The sequence below is a fragment of the Mycobacterium sp. 050272 genome, assembly GCF_039023525.1.
In the GTDB taxonomy this organism is placed as follows: Bacteria; Actinomycetota; Actinomycetes; order Mycobacteriales; family Mycobacteriaceae; genus Mycobacterium.
The window spans coordinates 59,535-79,408 of record NZ_JBCHKV010000007.1 but is presented as its reverse complement, the minus strand read 5'-3'; the positions used below and the strand labels follow the sequence as shown (position 1 = coordinate 79,408).

The 19,874-nt window shown below is 68.5% G+C and carries 6 protein-coding genes; all 6 read left to right on the top strand.

What is annotated here, in order from left to right; genetic code table 11:
- Nucleotides 1–17 precede the first annotated feature (17 nt).
- The 6 genes from AAHS21_RS15920 to AAHS21_RS15895 all read left to right on the top strand — a co-directional run bounded on the left by AAHS21_RS15920 (nt 18) and on the right by AAHS21_RS15895 (nt 19,745).
- A complete protein-coding gene (locus tag AAHS21_RS15920) occupies nt 18–1,241 on the top strand; it encodes an argininosuccinate synthase (protein WP_342928580.1) in 1,224 nt (407 codons plus the stop codon).
- Nucleotides 1,238–2,662, top strand: coding sequence for an argininosuccinate lyase (argH, locus tag AAHS21_RS15915; protein WP_342928579.1), 1,425 nt, complete (start codon nt 1,238–1,240; stop codon nt 2,660–2,662). Before AAHS21_RS15920 ends, argH begins: the two co-directional genes overlap by 4 nt.
- A 150-nt stretch (nt 2,663–2,812) precedes the next feature.
- Nucleotides 2,813–3,874 carry a type III polyketide synthase gene (locus AAHS21_RS15910; protein WP_342928578.1) on the top strand — a complete coding sequence of 354 codons (1,062 nt, stop codon included), beginning with the start codon at nt 2,813–2,815 and terminating at the stop codon, nt 3,872–3,874.
- Between the two features lie 36 nt (nt 3,875–3,910).
- Nucleotides 3,911–10,294, top strand: coding sequence for an SDR family NAD(P)-dependent oxidoreductase (locus AAHS21_RS15905; protein WP_342928577.1), 6,384 nt, complete (start codon nt 3,911–3,913; stop codon nt 10,292–10,294).
- A gap of 17 nt (nt 10,295–10,311) precedes the next feature.
- Nucleotides 10,312–16,668: an SDR family NAD(P)-dependent oxidoreductase gene (locus tag AAHS21_RS15900; RefSeq protein ID WP_342928576.1), complete on the top strand. Its 6,357-nt coding sequence runs from the start codon at nt 10,312–10,314 to the stop codon at nt 16,666–16,668.
- The gene (locus AAHS21_RS15895; RefSeq protein WP_342928575.1) at nt 16,668–19,745 is read left to right on the top strand and encodes a type I polyketide synthase; all 3,078 of its coding nucleotides are present in this window, start codon (nt 16,668–16,670) and stop codon (nt 19,743–19,745) included. Before AAHS21_RS15900 ends, AAHS21_RS15895 begins: the two co-directional genes overlap by 1 nt.
- The last annotated feature ends 129 nt before the right edge of the window (nt 19,746–19,874 follow it).

Below are 19,874 nucleotides of genomic sequence, written 5' to 3'. Positions count from 1 at the left end.
ACCTAGGAGATTGATTCATGTCAGAGCGCGTCATCCTGGCGTATTCCGGTGGTCTGGACACCTCGGTGGCCATCAGCTGGATAGGCAAGGAGACCGGCCGCGAGGTCGTAGCGGTTGCGATCGATCTCGGCCAGGGCGGCGAGGACATGGAACTCGTGCGCCAGCGGGCGCTGGACTGCGGTGCGGTGGAAGCGGTCGTCGTCGATGCCCGTGACGAGTTCGCCGAGGGCTACTGCTTGCCGACGGTGCTCAACAATGCGCTGTACATGGACCGCTACCCGCTGGTGTCCGCGATCAGCCGGCCGCTGATCGCCAAGCATCTGGTCGCCGCGGCCCGCGAGTACGGCGGCAGCATCGTCGCGCACGGCTGCACCGGCAAGGGCAACGACCAGGTCCGCTTCGAGGTCGGATTCGGTTCGCTGGCACCGGATTTGGAGGTGCTTGCACCGGTCCGCGACTACGCCTGGACACGGGAGAAGGCGATCGCGTTTGCGGAGGAGAACGCGATCCCGATCAACGTCACCAAGCGCTCGCCGTTCTCCATCGACCAGAACGTGTGGGGTCGCGCGGTGGAAACCGGCTTCCTGGAACACCTTTGGAACGCGCCCACCAAGGACGTGTACGACTACACCGAGGACCCGACCCTCAACTGGAGCACACCCGACGAGGTGATCGTCGGCTTCGAGCGGGGCGTCCCCGTGTCGATCGACGGCACACCGGTGTCGGTGCTCGAGGCGATCGTGGAGCTCAACCGACGAGCCGGCGCCCAGGGGGTCGGACGCCTGGACGTCGTCGAGGACCGCCTGGTGGGCATCAAGAGCCGCGAGATCTACGAGGCGCCCGGTGCGATGGTGTTGATCACCGCGCACGCCGAACTCGAACATGTCACCCTGGAGCGCGAATTGGGCCGATTCAAGCGCCACACCGACCAGCGCTGGGCCGAGCTGGTCTATGACGGGCTGTGGTTCTCGCCGCTGAAGGTCGCTCTGGACAGTTTCGTCGCCAAGACCCAGGAGCATGTGTCGGGCGAAATACGAATGGTGTTGCACGGCGGGCATATTGCGGTCAACGGCCGGCGCAGCTCGGAATCGCTCTACGACTTCAACCTGGCCACCTACGACGAGGGCGACAGCTTCGACCAGTCGGCGGCCAAGGGCTTCGTCTACGTGCACGGGTTGTCGTCCAAGCTGTCGGCCCGCCGAGACTTCGCCTTTGACGCAAAAGTCGCCGACGAAGCGTGAGCACTCGCGAGGGATCCCTGTGGGGCGGACGGTTCGCCGACGGCCCGTCGGATGCGCTGGTCGCGCTGAGTAAGTCGACGCACTTCGACTGGGTGCTGGCGCCCTACGACATCTCCGCGTCGCGCGCGCACACCATCGTGCTGTTCCGGGCCGGGCTGCTCACCGAAGAACAGCGCGACGGGCTGCTGGTCGGCCTGGACAGTCTGGCCCAAGACATCGCCGACGGCAGTTTCGGCCCGCTGGTCACCGACGAGGACGTGCACGGCGCGCTGGAGCGCGGACTGATCGACCGGGTCGGCCCCGAGCTGGGCGGGCGGCTGCGGGCCGGGCGGTCGCGCAACGACCAGGTGGCCACGCTGTTCCGGATGTGGCTTCGCGACGCGATCCGCCGGGTCGCCGCCGGGGCGCTGGACGTTGTCGCGGCGCTGGCCGTCCAGGCCGATGCCCACCCGACGGCGATCATGCCGGGCAAGACGCACATGCAGTCCGCCCAGCCGATCCTGCTGGCCCATCACCTGCTCGCGCACGCCCATCCGCTGCTGCGCGACGTGGACCGCCTCGCCGACTTCGACAAACGCGCGGCGGTGTCGCCGTACGGTTCGGGAGCGCTGGCCGGCTCGTCGCTCGGCCTGGATCCGGACGCGATCGCCGCGGACCTGGGTTTTGCCACCGCCGCCCCCAATTCCGTTGACGCGACGGCCGCCCGCGACTTTGCCGCCGAGGCGGCGTTCGTCTTCGCGATGATCGGGGTCGACCTGTCCCGGCTCGCCGAGGACATCATCATCTGGAGCTCAACCGAGTTCGGCTACGTCACGCTGCACGACTCGTGGTCGACCGGCAGCTCGATCATGCCGCAGAAGAAAAATCCCGACATCGCTGAGCTGGCCCGCGGCAAGTCGGGGCGGCTGATCGGGAACCTGGCGGGGCTGCTGGCCACGCTGAAGGCGCAGCCGCTGGCCTACAACCGTGACCTGCAGGAAGACAAGGAACCGGTGTTCGATTCGGTGGCCCAGCTGGAGTTGCTGCTGCCGGCGATGGCCGGGCTGGTCGGCAGCTTGACGTTCCACGTCGAGCGGATGGCGGCGCTGGCCCCGGCCGGCTACACCCTGGCCACCGATATCGCGGAGTGGCTGGTGCGACAGGGAGTGCCGTTCCGGTCCGCGCACGAGGCCGCGGGTGCGGCCGTGCGCACGGCCGAAGGCCGCGGCGTCGGCCTCGAGGAGCTGACCGACGACGAACTGGCGGCCATCAGTCCGACCCTGCGGCCCGACGTCCGCGAGGTGCTGACCGTGGAGGGCTCGGTGTCCTCCCGCGACGCCCGCGGCGGCACCGCGCCGGACCGCGTCGCCGACCAACTGCGCGATGTCCTGGCAAGCTGCGCGGAACTGCGGTCGCGGCTGGCCGCGCAGATCGAGAGATGACCTACGCCGCATAACCGCGGTTTGCTGTGGCCATTCTCTCAGGTCAGGGCGTTATTGCGGCGGTGCTGGCACAAAAGGAATAAACTTGCAGCTCGTAACCACAGGCTTGAACCCGTCGACCTGCATGTTCGTCACCAAGGGGTGGGACCAATGAGCGTCATCGCAGGAGTATTCGGTGCGTTGCCGCCGTATCGCTATTCCCAACGAGAACTCACCGACTTTTTCCTCAGCATTCCCGGCTTCGAGGACTACGAGGACATCGTTCGGCAGCTGCACACCAGCGCCAAGGTCAACAGCCGCCATCTGGTCATCCCGCTGGAGCGTTATCCCCGGCTGACCGACTTCGGCGTCGCGAATCAGATCTACATCGACAATGCCGTTGAGCTGGGCAGCGAGGCGCTCGCCGGCGCGCTCGACGACGCCGGCCTGCAGCCTAGCGACGTCGACGTGCTGTTCACGACCACGGTCACCGGACTCGCGATCCCGTCCATCGACGCCCGGATCGCCGGGCGGCTCGGGCTGCGCGACGACGTGCGGCGGGTGCCGCTGTTCGGCCTGGGCTGCGTGGCCGGGGCGGCCGGTGTGGCCCGGCTGAACGACTATCTGCGCGGCCACCCGGACGGCGTGGCGGCCCTGATCTCGGTCGAACTCTGCTCGTTGACCTACCCGGGGTACAAGCCCTCGCTGGCCGGTCTGGTGGGCAGCGCCCTGTTTGCTGACGGCGCCGCATCCGTGGTTGCCGTCGGTGCGGATCGCGCGGCGAGGATCGGCGCCGGCGGCCCGGATGTCCTGGATTCGCGCAGTCATCTCTACCCCGATTCGCTGCGCACCATGGGCTACGACGTCGGCACCGAAGGGTTCGAGCTGGTGCTGTCCAAGGACGTCGCGGCCGTCGTCGAGCAGTACATCGAAGACGACGTCACCGGTTTCCTGGGGGCGCACGGCCTGACCGCGACCGACATCGGCGCCTTTGTCAGCCACCCCGGCGGCCCCAAGGTCATCGAGGCGATCACCGCGGCACTGAGCCTGCCGCCGGACGCCCTGGAACTCACCTGGCGATCGCTCGGCGAGATCGGCAACCTCTCGTCGGCGTCGGTGCTGCACGTGCTGCGTGACACCATCGCCAAGAAACCGCCCAGCGCAAGCCCGGGTCTGATGCTCGCGATGGGGCCGGGCTTCTGCTCGGAGCTCGTCTTGCTGCGCTGGCACTGATGCGGGCGTATGGATCCTGGCTCGTCTCCTAGCCCCATGAATAGCACTCCCGATGAGCTGGTCAAGGCGCTACGCGCGTCGCTCAAGGAAAACGAGCGGCTGAAGCGGGAGAACCGCGAGTACCTAGCCCTGCTCACCAAGGAAGCGACCGAGCCGGTTGCCATCGTCGGGATGGCCTGCCGGTATCCGGGCGGGGTGGACTCACCGGAAGCCCTGTGGGAGATGGTCGCCGAGGGCCGCGACGTCGTCACCGACTTCCCGGCCGACCGCGGCTGGGATCTGGCCGAGCTGTTCGACCCCGACCCCGACGCGACCGGCAAGTCGTACAACCGCTGCGGTGGATTCCTTTCCGGTGTCGCCGATTTCGACGCCGCGTTCTTCGGGATCGCGCCGAGCGAGGCCCTGGCGATGGATCCCCAGCAACGCCTGCTGCTCGAGGTGTCGTGGGAGGCGTTGGAGCGGGCCGGAATTGACCCGATCACGCTGAAAGGATCGGCCACGGGCGTGTTCGTCGGCATCTTCCACGGTTCCTACGGCGGTCAGGGCCGCGTCCCCGGGGACCTGGAGCGCTACGGCTTGCGCGGTTCGACGCTGAGTGTCGCGTCGGGCCGGGTCGCGTATTCGCTGGGCCTGGAGGGCCCGGCGGTATCGGTGGACACGGCGTGCTCGTCGTCGCTGGTGGCGTTGCATCTGGCGGCGCGTTCACTGCGCTCGGGTGAGTGCGATGCGGCGCTGGTCGGCGGCGTGACCGTGATGGCCACCCCCGCGATGTTCGTGGAGTTCAGCCGTCAGCGGGCGCTGTCGGCCGATGGTCGGTGCAAGGCGTATGCCGGCGCAGCCGACGGAACCGGCTTCTCCGAGGGCGTCGGCGCGCTGGTGCTGGAGCGGCTGGCCGACGCGCGGCGGCTGGGTCACCGGGTGCTGGCCGTGGTGCGGGGTTCCGCGGTGAATCAGGATGGTGCGTCCAACGGGTTGGCGACCCCCAACGGGCCGGCGCAGCAGCGGGTGATCCGGGCGGCGCTGGAGAGTGCCCGATTGGGCACGGCGGACGTGGATTTGGTGGAGGGCCACGGGACCGGCACCACCCTGGGCGATCCCATCGAAGCCCAGGCGATCTTGGCGACCTATGGCCAGGATCGGCCGGCCGATCGGCCGTTGTGGCTGGGCTCCATCAAGTCCAACATGGGCCACACGTCGGCGGCGGCGGGAGTGGCCGGGGTGATCAAGATGGTGCAGGCGATGCGGCACGGCGTGATGCCCAAGACGCTGCACGTGGATGTGCCTACGCCGCATGTGGATTGGTCGGCGGGCGCGGTGTCGTTGCTGACCGAGCAGCGGTCGTGGCCCGCGCTGGATCGGCCGCGTCGAGCGGGGGTGTCGTCGTTCGGGATCAGCGGCACCAATGCACACGTGATCCTGGAACAGCCTCCGGTGGTGGAAAGCGTTGCGGCTGACAGTGACATGCCGGTGGCTCCATGGGTGTTGTCTGCCCGGTCGCCCGAGGCGCTGGCGGGCCAGGCGCGCCGACTGCTGGCACACGTGCAGGCCGATCCGCGGCTCGGCATTGCCGACGTGGGGTGGTCGCTGGCGTCGACGCGCTCGGTGTTCGATCATCGGGCCGTGGTCGTCGGTGGCCGCGACGAGCTGATGGCCGGGCTGGCCGGCCTGGCGGCGGGGGAGCTGGGCGTCAACGTCGTGGTGGGGCGCGCGCAGGCCGTCGGCAAGACGGTGGTCGTGTTTCCCGGCCAAGGCTCGCAGTGGGTCGGTATGGGGGCCCAATTACTGGACACCGCACCGGTATTCGCCGAGCAGTTGAACCGGTGCGAGAAGGCGCTCGGCGAGTACGTCGAGTGGTCCCTGATCGATGTGATCCGCGGCGCCGCGGGTGCCCCGGGGCTGGATCGGGTCGACGTGGTGCAGCCGGTGCTGTGGGCAATGATGGTGTCGCTGGCCGAATTATGGCGCTCGATAGGTGTGCGGCCCGACGCAGTCATCGGCCACTCGCAGGGCGAGATCGCGGCGGCCTACGTGGCCGGTGCGCTGTCGCTGGAGGACGCGGCTCGGGTGGTGGCGCTGCGCAGCCGGCTGCTGGTGCAACTGTCGGGGGCCGGGGGCATGGTCTCGCTGGCCTGCGGCCAGGACCAGGCGCACGAGCTGTTGGCGCCCGCTGGCGATCGTCTGAATATCGCTGCGGTCAACGGCATTTCGGCCATCGTCGTCTCCGGAGAGGTCAGCGCACTCGAGGAGTTGATGCGCCGTTGTGAGGGTGCCGGTGTGCGTGCCCGCCGGATCGACGTCGACTATGCCTCGCATTCGGCGCAGGTCGACGCAATTCGTGAGCCACTTGCCCAGGCCCTGGTCGGCATTGAGCCCCGATCGTCCTCGATCACCTTCTTCTCCACCGTCACCGGTGAGCCCCTCGACACCGCGGCACTGAACGCCGATTACTGGTACCGCAGCATCCGCCAGACCGTGCAATTCGCGCCGGCGGTGCGGACCGCCAGCGACGCCGGCTTCCGGGTGTTCATCGAATGCAGCCCGCACCCGGTGTTGGTTGCCGGCATCGAAGGCACCGTCGCCGACGATGCCGTCGTCATCCCGTCGCTGGGCCGCGACGATGGCGGGCTGGACCGGTTCTGGTTGTCCGCGGGACAGGCGCACGCCGCCGGTGTGACGGTGGATTGGCGCCCCGTGTTCTGCGGCGCCCACCAGGTGCAGTTGCCGACCTACGCCTTCCAGGGCCGACGATTTTGGTTGCCCCCGATGGGCATTGGTGGCGGCGATCTCGGTGGATTGGGATTGGCCGGAGCCGAGCACGGCTTGCTGGGTGCTGTGGTGCAGCGGCCCGATTCCGGCGGCGTGGTGCTGACCGGGCGCCTGTCGCTGGCCGCGCAGCCGTGGCTGGCCGATCACGCGGTGGCAGGTGTGGTGTTGTTCCCCGGCGCCGGGTTCGTGGAGTTGGCGTTGCGGGCCGGTGATGAGGTCGGCTGCTCGGTGGTCGAGGAGCTGACCCTGTCTTCCCCGCTGCTGTTGCCGGCGTCGGACAGCGTCGCGGTGCAGGTCGTGGTCGGGCCCGCGGGCAGCTCGGGCCGCCGGGCGGTATCGGTGTATTCCCTTGGCATGCAACCCGATTCGGAATGGGCGCTGCATGCGGAGGGTGCGTTGAGTGCCGCGGCGCCCGAACCTGCTACGGACTTGTCGGTGTGGCCACCGGTCGGCGCTTCCGTCGTCGAGGTCGGCGAGGTGTACGAAGTGCTCGCGGCTCGGGGCTACGAATACGGTCCCGCGTTTCAAGGCTTGCAAGCCATGTGGCGCCACGGTAATGAGGTCTTCGCCGAAGTCGCCGTGCCCGAGGTCGCCGGGATGCGGGTGGACAGTTTCGGAATCCATCCGGTACTGGTCGACGCCGCGCTGCACGCGATGGGTGTGGTCGGCGACCAGGCCGAGACCATGCTGCCGTTCTCCTGGCAGGGCGTGTGTCTGCACGCCGCCGGCGCGTCCCGGGCGCGGGTGCGGATCGCCCCGGTCGGGGTGAGCGCGGTGTCGGTGGACCTGGCCGACGGAACGGGCCTGCCGGTTTTGTCGGTGCGGGAGCTGGTGGTCCGGCCGGTCTCGACGGCCCAACTGGCGGCGGGGGCCGTGGCACCCCGCTCCAGCGGCGGACTGTACGAACCCGCATGGTCGGCGGTTGCCTTGGAGCCCAATGCTGTTGGTGGACGGGGTGTGACGGTGTGGGAGCCGGGTTCGGGCACCTCGGTCGAGTCGGTGTATGGGGCTACTCATGAGGCGTTGGGTGTGTTGCAGTCGTGGTTGGCTGGTAGCGATGCGGGGCCGTTGGTTGTGGTGACGCGTGGCGCGGTGGGGTTGGCCGGTGAGGATGTGACCGATCTGGCGGGCGCGGCGGTGTGGGGGTTGGTGCGGTCGGCGCAGGCCGAGCAGCCGGGTCGGGTGGTGCTGGTCGACACCGACGGATCATTGGACATCGCCGACGTCGTCGCCTGTGGCGAACCGCAATTGGTGGTGCGTTCCGGCGTCGCGCACGCGGCGCGGCTGATCCCGTCCCGGTCGGTGTCGACGTTGCCGGCGGGGCAGTGGCGGATGAGCGTGGGTGGCGGCGGCACCCTGGAGGATCTGGTGGTGCGCCCACTTCCCCGCGCGGAGCTGGCCGCCGGGCAGGTGCGGGTGGCGGTGGCCGCGGTCGGGGTGAATTTCCGGGATGTGTTGGTGGCGTTGGGAATGTATCCCGGTGGCGGCGAGCTCGGCGTCGAGGGCGCCGGCGTGATCGTCGAAATCGGTCCGGGAGTTCAGGGGCTGTCCGTTGGCGATGCGGTGATGGGCCTGCTGGGAGTCGTCGGATCCGAGGCCGTGGTGGATGCGCGGATGGTGACCAGGGTGCCGGCCGGCTGGTCGATGGTCCAGGCTGCGAGTGTGCCGGTGGTGTTTTTGACCGCCCTGTACGGATTGTCCGAGTTGGCGGGCCTCAAAGCCGGGGAGAAGGTGTTGGTGCACGCCGCCACTGGCGGGGTCGGCATGGCCGCGGTGCAGTTGGCCCGGCATTGGGGTGCGGAGGTGTTCGCGACCGCGAGCCGTGGCAAGTGGGATACGTTGCGCGCGATGGGCTTTGACGATGACCATATCGGTGACACCCGGACCGTGGATTTCGAGGAGAAGTTCCTGGCCACCACCGGCGGGGCCGGGGTCGATGTGGTGCTCAACTCGCTGGCCGGTGAGTTTCTCGACGCCTCGCTGCGGTTGCTGGTCGGCGGCGGGCGGTTTATCGAGATGGGCAAGACCGATCTTCGCGACCCCGCGTCGATGCCACCGGGCGTGCTGTACCGCGCCTTCGATCTGATTGAGGCCGGCCCGGACCTCACCGCGACCATGCTGTCCGACTTGATGTCGATGTTCGACGCCGGTGTGCTGAAGCCGTTGCCGATCACGATGTTTGACGTGCGCTGCGCATCCGCGGCCTACCGCTTCGTGAGCCAGGCCCGCCACACCGGCAAGGTGGTGCTCACGATCCCCGATGGTCCCGGCGACGCGGTCCTAACGGGTTCGGGCGGCGGTCTGGCCGGCGGCAGCGTGCTGATCACCGGGGGTACCGGCATGGCCGGTTCGGCGGTGGCCGCCCATCTGGTGGCGCGTTACGGGGTGGCCCATGTCGTGTTGGCCAGCCGCGGCGGCCCCGATGGCGACGGCGTGCCGGAATTGGTGGATCGACTCACCGCGGCCGGGGCCGAGGTGTCGGTGGTGGCCTGCGACGTCGGCGATCGAGATGCGCTGGCGGCGTTGATCGCCGGGCTGCCTACCGAATATCCGCTCAAGGGCGTATTCCATGCTGCCGGAGTGCTCGATGACGGGCTGCTCGCGTCGCTGACGCCGGGACGGGTGGACACGGTGCTGCGGGCCAAAGTGGACGGCGCGTGGAACCTGCACGAGCTCACCCGGGACATGGACCTGTCGGCGTTCGTGATGTTCTCCTCGATGGCCGGCATCGTGGGCTCCGCGGGCCAGGGCAACTACGCCGCGGCCAACAGCTTCCTCGACGAATTGGCGACCTACCGGCGTGCCCATGGTCTGGCGGGATTGTCGATCGCCTGGGGACTGTGGGACCAGGCCAGCGGCATGACCCAACACCTCGGCGAGCGCGACAAAGCGCGCATGAGCCGAATCGGGCTCGCCCCCATGCCAACCGAGCAGGCTCTGCGACTGTTCGACGCCGCGATGCTGGCCGAATGTCCGGTGCTGGTCGCCGCGCGCATCGATCCCGGCGCGTTGGCCGACAACGGCGCCACACTGCCCCCGCTGCTCAGTCAGCTCGTCGCCCGCCCCATCAGGCGTGTCATCGACGAGACCGACACCACCTCGGCTTCGACGACCAGCCTGGTCGCCCGCTTGCAGGGTCTGTCCGCCGAACAGCGGCATAGCGAACTGGTCGATTTGGTCAGCCGCAACGCCGCCACCGTGCTGGGCCGTCCCAACGCCGGAGATATCGACGCGGGCAGCGTCTTCCAGGACCTGGGCTTCGACTCGCTGACGGCGGTCGAGCTGCGTAACCGGCTCAAAACAGCGACTGGGCTGACCCTTTCGCCGACCCTGATCTTCGATTACCCGACGCCGATCGTCCTGGCCGAACATCTCGACACCCGGCTGGTGGTGCTCCATGCTCCGGACTCCGCCGGGCAGCCCGACCTGATGGCGCGCTTCAACGATGTCACCCGGGAGCTGCAAACGCTGCTGAACCAACCCGATTGGCAGCCAGCAGACAAGCCGCACTTGACCACCCGCATCCAGACGTTGCTGACCACACTCAGTGCCCACCTGGATCCACACGACCAACAGGAAGCCGACGACGAGGACATCCACACTGCCAGCGAAAGCGAACTGTTCGCGATCCTCGACGAAGAACTCGGATCGTAAGACGCCAAGGAGCGCCCGTGTCGGACACCGACAAACATCTTGATTACCTGAAGCGGCTGACCGCCGATCTGCGGCGCACCCGGCGCCGGGTGGCCGAACTGGAGGGCAAGCTGTCCGAGCCGGTGGCGGTGGTCGGGATGGCGTGCCGGTATCCGGGTGGAGTGGATTCGCCGGAAGCGTTGTGGGACATGGTGGTTGAGGGCCGTGACGCCGTGTCGGATTTTCCTTCGGACCGGGGCTGGGATGTGGCGGGGTTGTACGATCCCGACCCCGATGCCCCCGGCAAGATGTACGTGCGGCAGGGATCGTTTCTCGGCGACGCCGGCGATTTCGATGCCGGGTTCTTCGGCGTCGGTCCCAGCGAGGCGCTGGCGATGGATCCACAGCAGCGTTTGATGCTGGAGCTGTCGTGGGAAGCGTTGGAGCGCGCGGGCGTCGACCCGCTGGGGTTGCGGGGCTCGGCGACGGGCGTGTTCGCCGGCGTTATCCATGCCGGTTACGGCGGGCAGGTGGAAGGCGAGCTGGAGGGCTACGGGCTCACCGGCTCGACGTTGAGCGTGACCTCGGGCCGGGTGTCATATGTGCTGGGCCTGGAAGGCCCGGCGGTATCGGTGGACACCGCGTGCTCGTCGTCTCTGGTGGCGCTGCACCTGGCCGCGCAGTCGTTGCGATCGGGGGAATGCGACTTGGCCCTGGTCGGTGGCGTCACGGTCATGGCCACCCCCGCCGCCTTCGTCGAATTCAGCCGCCAGCGAGCATTGGCTCCCGATGGCCGCTGCAAGGTGTACGCCGGCGCCGCGGACGGCACCGCCTGGTCGGAAGGCGCCGGTGTCCTGGTGGTGGAGCGGTTGGCGGACGCACGCCGCGCCGGACACCCGGTGTTGGCGATCGTGCGGGGCACCGCCGTCAACCAGGATGGCGCGTCCAACGGGCTGACCGCACCGAACGGGCCCTCCCAGCAACGCGTCATCCGCACCGCGCTGGCCAGCGCGCGCCTGACCGCGGCCGACGTCGACGTGGTCGAAGGCCACGGCACGGGAACAGTGCTGGGCGATCCGATTGAGGCGCAAGCGTTGTTGGCGACCTACGGCCAGGATCGGCCGGCGGACCGTCCGCTGTGGCTGGGGTCGATCAAATCCAACATCGGTCATACCTCGGCCGCCGCCGGCGTGGCCGGGGTCATCAAGATGATCGAGGCGATCCAGCACGGGGTGCTGCCGCAAAGCCTGCACGTGGATGTGCCGTCGCCGCATGTGGACTGGTCGTCGGGCGCGGTGTCGTTGTTGACCGAGTCGCGGGCCTGGCCGAGCGGCGACGGGCCACGCCGGGCCGGGGTGTCGTCGTTCGGGATCAGCGGGACGAACGCCCACGTGATCATCGAGCAGGCACCGGCTACCGAATCCGAAGACGTTGTCGCCGAACCGGATCCGCGCGAGACCGCGTGGGTGCTGTCGGCTCGCTCCGAGCAGGCTTTGGCCAATCAGGCCAAGCGGTTGCTCGCCCACGTGTCCGGGGACGCGAAGCTGAGCCCGGTGGACGTGGCGTGGTCCCTGGTCACGACACGCGCGGTGTTCGACCATCGGGCCGTGGTGATCGGCGCGGACCGGGATCATCTGATCGCCGGCCTGAGCGAGCTGGCCGCCGGTGACCCGGGCGCCGGCGTCACGGCAGGGCGGGTCCGCTCGGCAGGCAAGACCGTGTTCGTGTTTCCCGGCCAAGGTTCGCAGTGGTTGGGGATGGGCCAGCAGCTCTACGAACGCTTTCCGGAGTTCGCCCGGGCGTTCGACGAGGCGGTCACCGCACTGGATCCGCAGCTGCGGTTGCCGCTGCGGCAGGTGATCTGGGGCGAGGACGCCGAGCTGCTGCAGAGTACTGAGTTCGCGCAGTCGGCGCTGTTCGCCGTCGAGGTGGCGATCGCGGCGTTGCTTGCGCATTGGGGCGTGCTGCCCGACGTGGTGACCGGCCATTCCGTCGGCGAGATCACCGCGGCCTACATCGCGGGCGTGCTGTCGCTCGCGGATGCGGCGAAAGTCGTTGCGGGGCGCGGCCGGTTGATGGCGGCGCTGCCGCCCGGGGGGGCGATGGTCGCGGTCGCCGCCGGCGAAGCCGACGTCTCGCCGATGCTGAGCGCGGAGGTAAATCTCGCCGCGATCAACGGCCCTGACGCCGTGGTGATTTCGGGCCCCGAGGCCGCGGTCACCGCGGTGTCCGACGAACTCGCGGCCCACGGCCGGCGGGTACATCGACTGGCCGTCTCACACGCTTTCCACTCCGCGCTGATGGAGCCGATGCTCGGGGAGTTCGCGCAGCTGGTCGCCGCAGTGTCACCTGCGCCGCCGCGAATAGGGTTGGTGTCCAACCTGACCGGCGAGCTGGCCGGGCCCGGCTACGGATCGCCGGAATACTGGGTCGAACATGTGCGCCTGCCGGTCCGTTTCGCCGACGGGGTGCGCACTGCCGAGTCGTTGGGCGCCCGGGCTTTCGTGGAGGTCGGTCCGGGTCGCGGTCTTATCGCTGCCGTCGAGCAGTCGTTGACCACCGAGCAGGCGACGTCGGTGATCACAGTGGCCAAGGATCGCCCCGAGGCGGAGTCGGCACTCAAGGCGCTCGGGCAGTTGTTCACGATCGGCGTCCAGGTGGACTGGGCCAAGGCGGTGGGAAACGGGCACCGCGTCGACCTACCCACGTACGGCTTTGTCCGGCAACGATTCTGGCTGCCCCTCGGCGCGGTGGGGTCGGGCAATGTGAGCAGCGTCGGGCTGGTCCGCGCCGCACATCCATTGCTGGGCGCGGTGGTGGAGCGGCCCGACTCCGGCGGCGTGGTGCTGACGGGCTCGTTGTCGGTGAGCGGATCGCCCTGGCTGGCCGATCACGTCGTCGACGGGGTGGTGTTGTTCCCCGGCGCCGGGTTCGTGGAGTTGGCGTTGCGGGCCGGTGATGAGGTCGGCTGCTCGGTGGTCGATGAGCTGACCTTGTTGGCACCGCTGGTGTTGCCACCGGGTGGCACCGCGCGCGTTCAGGTCGTCGTGGACGCCGCGGGCGAGTCGGGTTCGCATGCCGTGTGGGTGTATTCGCGTGGTGCGGCGACGGATTCGGTCTGGGTGCTGCACGCCCAAGGCGCGCTGAGTGCCGCGGCGCCCGAACCCGCCGCGGACTTGTCGGTGTGGCCGCCGGTCGGGGCTTCCGTCGTCGAGGTCGGCGACGTGTACGAGGTGCTCGCGGCTCGGGGCTACGACTACGGGCCCGCGTTCCGGGGTCTGCGAACCCTGTGGCGGCGCGGCCAAGAGGTCTTTGCCGAAGTGAGCGCCGGTGAGGGTGTGACCATGGGCGGCTTCGGGATTCACCCCACCGTGCTGGATGCCGCGTTGCACGCCTGGGGGATCGCCGAAGGTGGTGACTCCACGATGCTGCCGTTCTCCTGGCAGGGCGTGTGTCTGCATGCCGCTGGGGCCTCCCGGGTCCGGGTGCGGATCGCGCCGGCTGGCGCCGGCGCGGTGTCGGTGGACCTCGCCGACGCAACGGGCCTGCCGGTTTTGTCGGTGCGGGAGCTAGTGGTTCGCCCGATCTCGATCGGTGCGCTGTCGACCGCCTTGGCCGCTGCCGCCGGCGGCGGCGGCGGACTGTACGAACCCGCATGGTCGGCGGTTGCCTTGGAGCCCAATGCTGTTGGTGGACGGGGTGTGACGGTGTGGGAGCCGGGTTCGGGCACCTCGGTCGAGTCGGTGTATGGGGCTACTCATGAGGCGTTGGGTGTGTTGCAGTCGTGGTTGGCTGGTAGCGATGCGGGGCCGTTGGTTGTGCTGACTCGTGGCGCGGTGGGGTTGGCCGGTGAGGATGTGACCGATCTGGCGGGCGCGGCGGTGTGGGGGTTGGTGCGGTCGGCGCAGGCCGAGCAGCCGGGTCGGGTGGTGCTGGTCGACACCGACGGATCATTGGACATCGCCGACGTCGTCGCCTGTGGCGAACCGCAATTGGTGGTGCGCTGCGGCGTCGCGCACGCGGCGCGGCTCGGCGCCGTCGGGGCCGGGGCAGTGCTGGAGTTGCCACCCGGCGGCTGGCGACTGGCCGCCGGTGGTGGCGGCACCCTGGAAGACGTGGTGGTCGCTCCGGCCGCACCGGCGGTGCTGGCTGCCGGGCAGGTGCGGGTGGCGGTGGCCGCGGTTGGGGTGAATTTCCGGGATGTGTTGGTGGCGTTGGGGATGTATCCCGGGGGCGGCGAGCTGGGTGCCGAGGGCGCGGGGGTGGTGCTCGAGGTGGGTCCGGGGGTTGTGGGGCTGTCGGTCGGGGATGCGGTGATGGGCTTGCTGGGGGTGGTCGGGTCCGAGGCCGTGGTGGATGCGCGGTTGGTGACGGGGGTGCCGGCCGGCTGGTCGCTGCCGCAAGCCGCGGGCGTGCCGGTGGTGTTTTTGACCGCCCTGTACGGATTGTCCGAGTTGGCGGGCCTCAAAGCCGGGGAGAAGGTGTTGGTGCACGCCGCCACTGGCGGGGTCGGCATGGCCGCGGTGCAGTTGGCCCGGCATTGGGGTGCGGAGGTGTTCGCGACCGCCAGCCGTGGCAAGTGGGATACCTTGCGCGCGATGGGCTTTGACGACGACCATATCGGTGACACCCGGACCGTGGATTTCGAGGAGAAGTTCCTGGCCACCACCGGCGGTGCCGGGGTTGATGTGGTGCTCAACTCGCTGGCCGGTGAGTTTCTCGACGCCTCGCTGCGGTTGCTGGTCGGCGGCGGGCGGTTTATCGAGATGGGCAAGACCGATCTTCGCGACCCCGCGTCGATGGCACCGGGGGTGAGATACCGCGCGTTCGACCTGATGGAGGCCGGCCCGGACCACATCGCCTCAATGCTGTCAGACCTGATGTCGATGTTCGACGCGGGTGTGTTGAAGCCGTTGCCGGTCAAGACTTTTGACGTGCGTTGTGCAGCCGCGGCGTACCGGTTCGTCAGCCAGGCCCGCCAGATCGGGAAGGTGGTGCTCACGATCCCGGATGGCCCCGGTGACGCGGTCCTCACCGGGGCCGGTGGCGGGCTGGCCGGGGGCAGTGTGCTGATCACCGGAGGTACCGGTATGGCAGGTTCGGCGGTGGCCGCCCATCTGGTGGCGCGTTACGGGGTGGCCCATGTCGTGTTGGTCAGCCGCCGTGGCGCCGATGGCGAGGGCGTGGCGGAGTTGGTGGATCAGCTCGGGACGGCCGGGGCCGAGGTGGCGGTGGTGGCCTGCGACGTCGCTGATCGCGATGCGCTGGCGGCGTTGATCGCCGGACTGCCGGCACGGTATCCGCTCAAGGGCGTATTCCATGCTGCCGGGGTGCTCGATGACGGGCTGCTCGCGTCGCTGACCCCGCAACGCGTGGACTCGGTGTTGCGGGCCAAGGTGGACGGCGCGTGGAACCTGCACGAGCTCACCCGGGACATGGATCTGTCGGCGTTTGTGATGTTCTCCTCGATGGCCGGCATCGTGGGCTCCGCGGGCCAGGGCAACTACGCCGCGGCCAACAGCTTCCTCGACGGTCTGGCCGCCCACCGGCGTGCCCACGGTCTGGCGGGATTGTCGATCGCCTGGGGACTGTGGGACCAGGCCAGCGGCATGACCCAACACCTCGACGAGCGCGACAAGGCCCGGATGAGCCGGGCCGGGTTGGCGCCGCTATCCACCCCGCATGCGCTTCAGCTGTTCGACGAGGCCATGCTCGCCGACCGTCCGCTGCTGGTGGCTGCCCGCGTCGATTCGGCCGGGCTGGGCGCGGGCGGTGCCATCCCGCCGGTGCTGCGTGACCTGGTCAGGCGACCGGGTCGGCGACTGATCAGCGATGCCGACGCAGGGGCGTCGACGTCGGGTCTGGCCACCCGATTGCAGGGACTCAGTCCTGAGCAGCGTCACCACCAGCTGGTGGAACTGGTGTGCACCAACGCGGCCACCGTGCTGGGCAGGTCCAACGCCGACATCGAGGCTCAGCTGCCGTTCCAGGACCTCGGGTTCGACTCGCTGACGGCGGTAGAACTGCGCAACCGCATCAAAATGGCTACCGGACTTACCCTTTCACCGAGCCTGATCTTCGACTTTCCCACACCCGCGGCGCTCGCCGAACACATCGACGAACAACTCAGCTCGGTCACCACGAGCGCACCCGCGGCCGCGCCGGACCAACTGGCGCGGTTCAACGACATCGCCCGCGAGTTGCAAACACTGGTCAACCAACCCAACTGGACGCCGGACGAAAAAACTCGCTTGGCCGCCCGCCTCCAGGCGATCGTCAGCGAGCTGGCATCCCCAGCACCGCTGACCACCGAATCACACGTCATCGACGATGACATCACCACCGCCACCGAACGCGAACTCTTCGCGATCCTCGACGACGATCTCAGTCCCTGATGTCACCCACCGACGTCGCAGTCATCGGCCTCGCCTGCAGGCTGCCCGGTGCCGCCACCCCGCGGGACTTTTGGCGGCTCGTTCGCGACGGGTTGGAGCAGAACCGGCTACCCGGTGAGATCGCCGAGTTCGACGCCGACTTCTTCAATCTGTCGCCCCGCGAGGCCAGCGCGATGGATCCCCGTCAGCGGGTCGCCCTCGAACTGGCTTGGGAACTGTTCGAAGACGCCTTTCTGGTACCGGAAACCCTACGCGGCGAACAGGTTTCCATCCACCTCGGAGCGATGACCGACGACTACGCCGTGCTGACGCTTCGCGACGGCGCGGACAACCTCGACCACTATTCCTTCGGCGGGGTCACGCGGGCCATGATCGCCAACCGGATCTCCTATGCGCTCGGCTTGCAGGGGACCAGCATGGTCGTCGATTCCGGTCAATCGTCCGCACTGGTCGCGGTGCACCTGGCCTGCGAAAGCCTGCGCGCGGGCGAGTCAGCGCTGGCGATAGCCGGCGGGATCCACCTCAACCTGGCCGACGAAATCGCGATGCTCGAAACGGAATTCGGCGCGATGTCGACCTCCGGCCACACCTATGCCTTCGACGGACGTGCGGACGGCTACGTGCGGTCCGAGGGTGCCGGTATGGTCCTGTTGAAGCCGCTGGCCGCGGCCCTGAAAGACGGAAACAGAATCCGCGCCGTCATCCGCGCCAGTGCGGTCGGCAATGCCGGCCACAGCTCCGCCGGCCAGACCGTACCGTCGGTGCCCGGGCAAGCCGACGTCATCCGGCGGGCGCTGGGCCGCGCCGGCCTGGGCGCCGACGACATCGACTATGTCGAGGCGCACGGCACCGGGACGCAAGTCGGTGACCCAGTCGAGGCGCGGGCACTGGGTGAGATCTTCGCCGGGCGCCACCAGAACCCGGTACTGGTCGGCTCGGTGAAGACCAACATCGGACACGCCGGCAGTGCCGCCGGAATCGCGGGCTTGCTCAAAGCGGTACTGGCCGTCGAAAACGCGGTGATTCCGCCGAGCCTCAACTACGACCCAAACACTGTCGGCAACAGCCTCAAAAACTATGGGCTGCAAGTCAATACAGCGTTGATGCCGTGGCCGAACGAGGACCGGCCGCGGCGGGCCGGTGTGTCGTCGTTCGGAATGGGCGGGACGAATGCACACGTGATCGTCGAGCAGGCGCCCGCGCAGCCGGAAAGCGTTGTCGCCGAACCGCAACAAGTGATCCCGCTGCCCTGGGTGCTGTCGGCGCGCTCGGAGCAGGCCTTGATCAACCAGGCCGGGCGGTTGGCCGCCTACCTCGACTCCGAGGACGCGGCGACCGTGACGGATGTGGCGTGGTCGCTGGCCACCACGCGGACGGCCTTCGAACACCGGGCGGTTCTGGTGGGCAGCGATCGTCCAGCGCTCACCTCGGGCTTGACACGGTTGGCCACCGGAGACCGGTCCGCGGTCACCGGCCGCGCTCGAGCGGCCGGCAAGACCGCGTTCGTGTTCCCCGGCCAAGGTTCGCAATGGTTGGGGATGGGCCAGCAGCTCTACGACCGCTTTCCGGTCTTCGCCCGAGCATTCGACGACGCTCTCGACGCGTTAAATGTCCACCTGCGGTCGGGTTTGCGCGATGTGATCTGGGGTGTCGACGCAGAGTTGTTGGCGAATACCGAATATGCGCAGCCGGCGCTGTTCGCCATCGAGCTGGCCGTGGCGGCATTGCTGCAAAGCTGGCGAATCGAACCCGATTTGGTGATGGGTCACTCGGTGGGGGAGATCACCGCTGCGCACATCGCCGGCGTGCTCACGCTCGACGACGCCGCACGCCTCGTCGCGGTGCGGGGCCGCTTGATGGCGGCGCTGCCGGCCGGTGGCGTGATGATCGCGGTGGCCGCCAGCGAGGACGTCGTAACCCCATTGCTCGCCGACGGCGTGGCCATCGCGGCGGTCAATGCCCGCAACGCCGTAGTGCTTTCGGGCGCCGAGGCCCCGGTGGCCTCCGTGGCCGACCAGTTGGCGCGGCAGGGGGCGCGGGTGCATCGCCTCGCGGTCTCGCATGCGTTTCATTCGGCGCTGATAGAGCCCATGATGGACGAATTCGCCCGCTTGATAGCTGACGTCAAAGCCGACGAGCCGCGGATTGACTTGGTGTCCAACGTGACTGGTGAGTTGGCCGGCACCGACTACGGAACGGCGGAATACTGGGTTGAACACGTACGCCGGCCGGTTCGCTTCGTCGACGGCGTTCGGCTGGCGGAATCGTTGGGAGTCAACACGTTTGTCGAGGTGGGGCCTGCTGCCGGCCTGAGCGCTGCAGTGGAGCAGTCGCTGAACACCGAGCATGCCTGCGCGGTGGCCACACTGGTCAAGGAGCAGCCCGAAATTGACGCGCTGATGAGCGCGGCCGGGCAACTCTTCGTCAACGGCACGGCGGTTGACTGGCCGTCGATCGTGGCCGGCCTGGGTGGACGGCGTATCGAGTTGCCGACGTACGGCTTTGCCCGGCAACGGTTTTGGTTGGGATCACGCACGGACGCACCCGCGCCGCCTATCGACCGGGTGGCGGATCTGGCCGAGCAGTTGCGCGCGATGGCACCCGAGGACCAGCACCGTCAGCTGGTGGAACTGGTGCGCGCTCACGCGGCAACGGTGCTGGGGCACTCGAGCGGGCGCGACATCGACGTCGACCGTGCCTTTTCCGACATAGGCTTTGAATCGCTCACCGGCGTCGAGCTCCGCAACCGTCTGAAAGCCGCTACCGGGTTGGCCTTGTCGCGCACGCTGATCTTCGATTTCCCCACCCCGGCGGCGTTGGCCGATCAGCTGCGTCGGCAACTGCTGCACGGCGAGCGCGAAGTGTCCGACGACGAGAAGACGTGGGCGGCGCTGAGAAAAATCCCGTTGGGCGAACTTCGGCGAACGGGCTTGCTCGACAAGCTTTTGCTGCTCGCGGGCGACTCGGAAACGGCGCGTGCCGAAACCCAAGTCGACGACGACGTCATCGACTCGTTGAGCACCGACGCGTTGATCGCGATGGCGTTGGAGTCCAATAAGTCCGATGATGTTGAATGACGAAATCCCTGCTGGCGGGCCTGATTCCGCGCGGGTCTCCGAGGCTGTATCCGACACATGTTGAATAGCCGTATCTTTGCGGCCCTGAACCAGACCGCATAAACTTCCGTGCAATGGGGAGGGAACCGT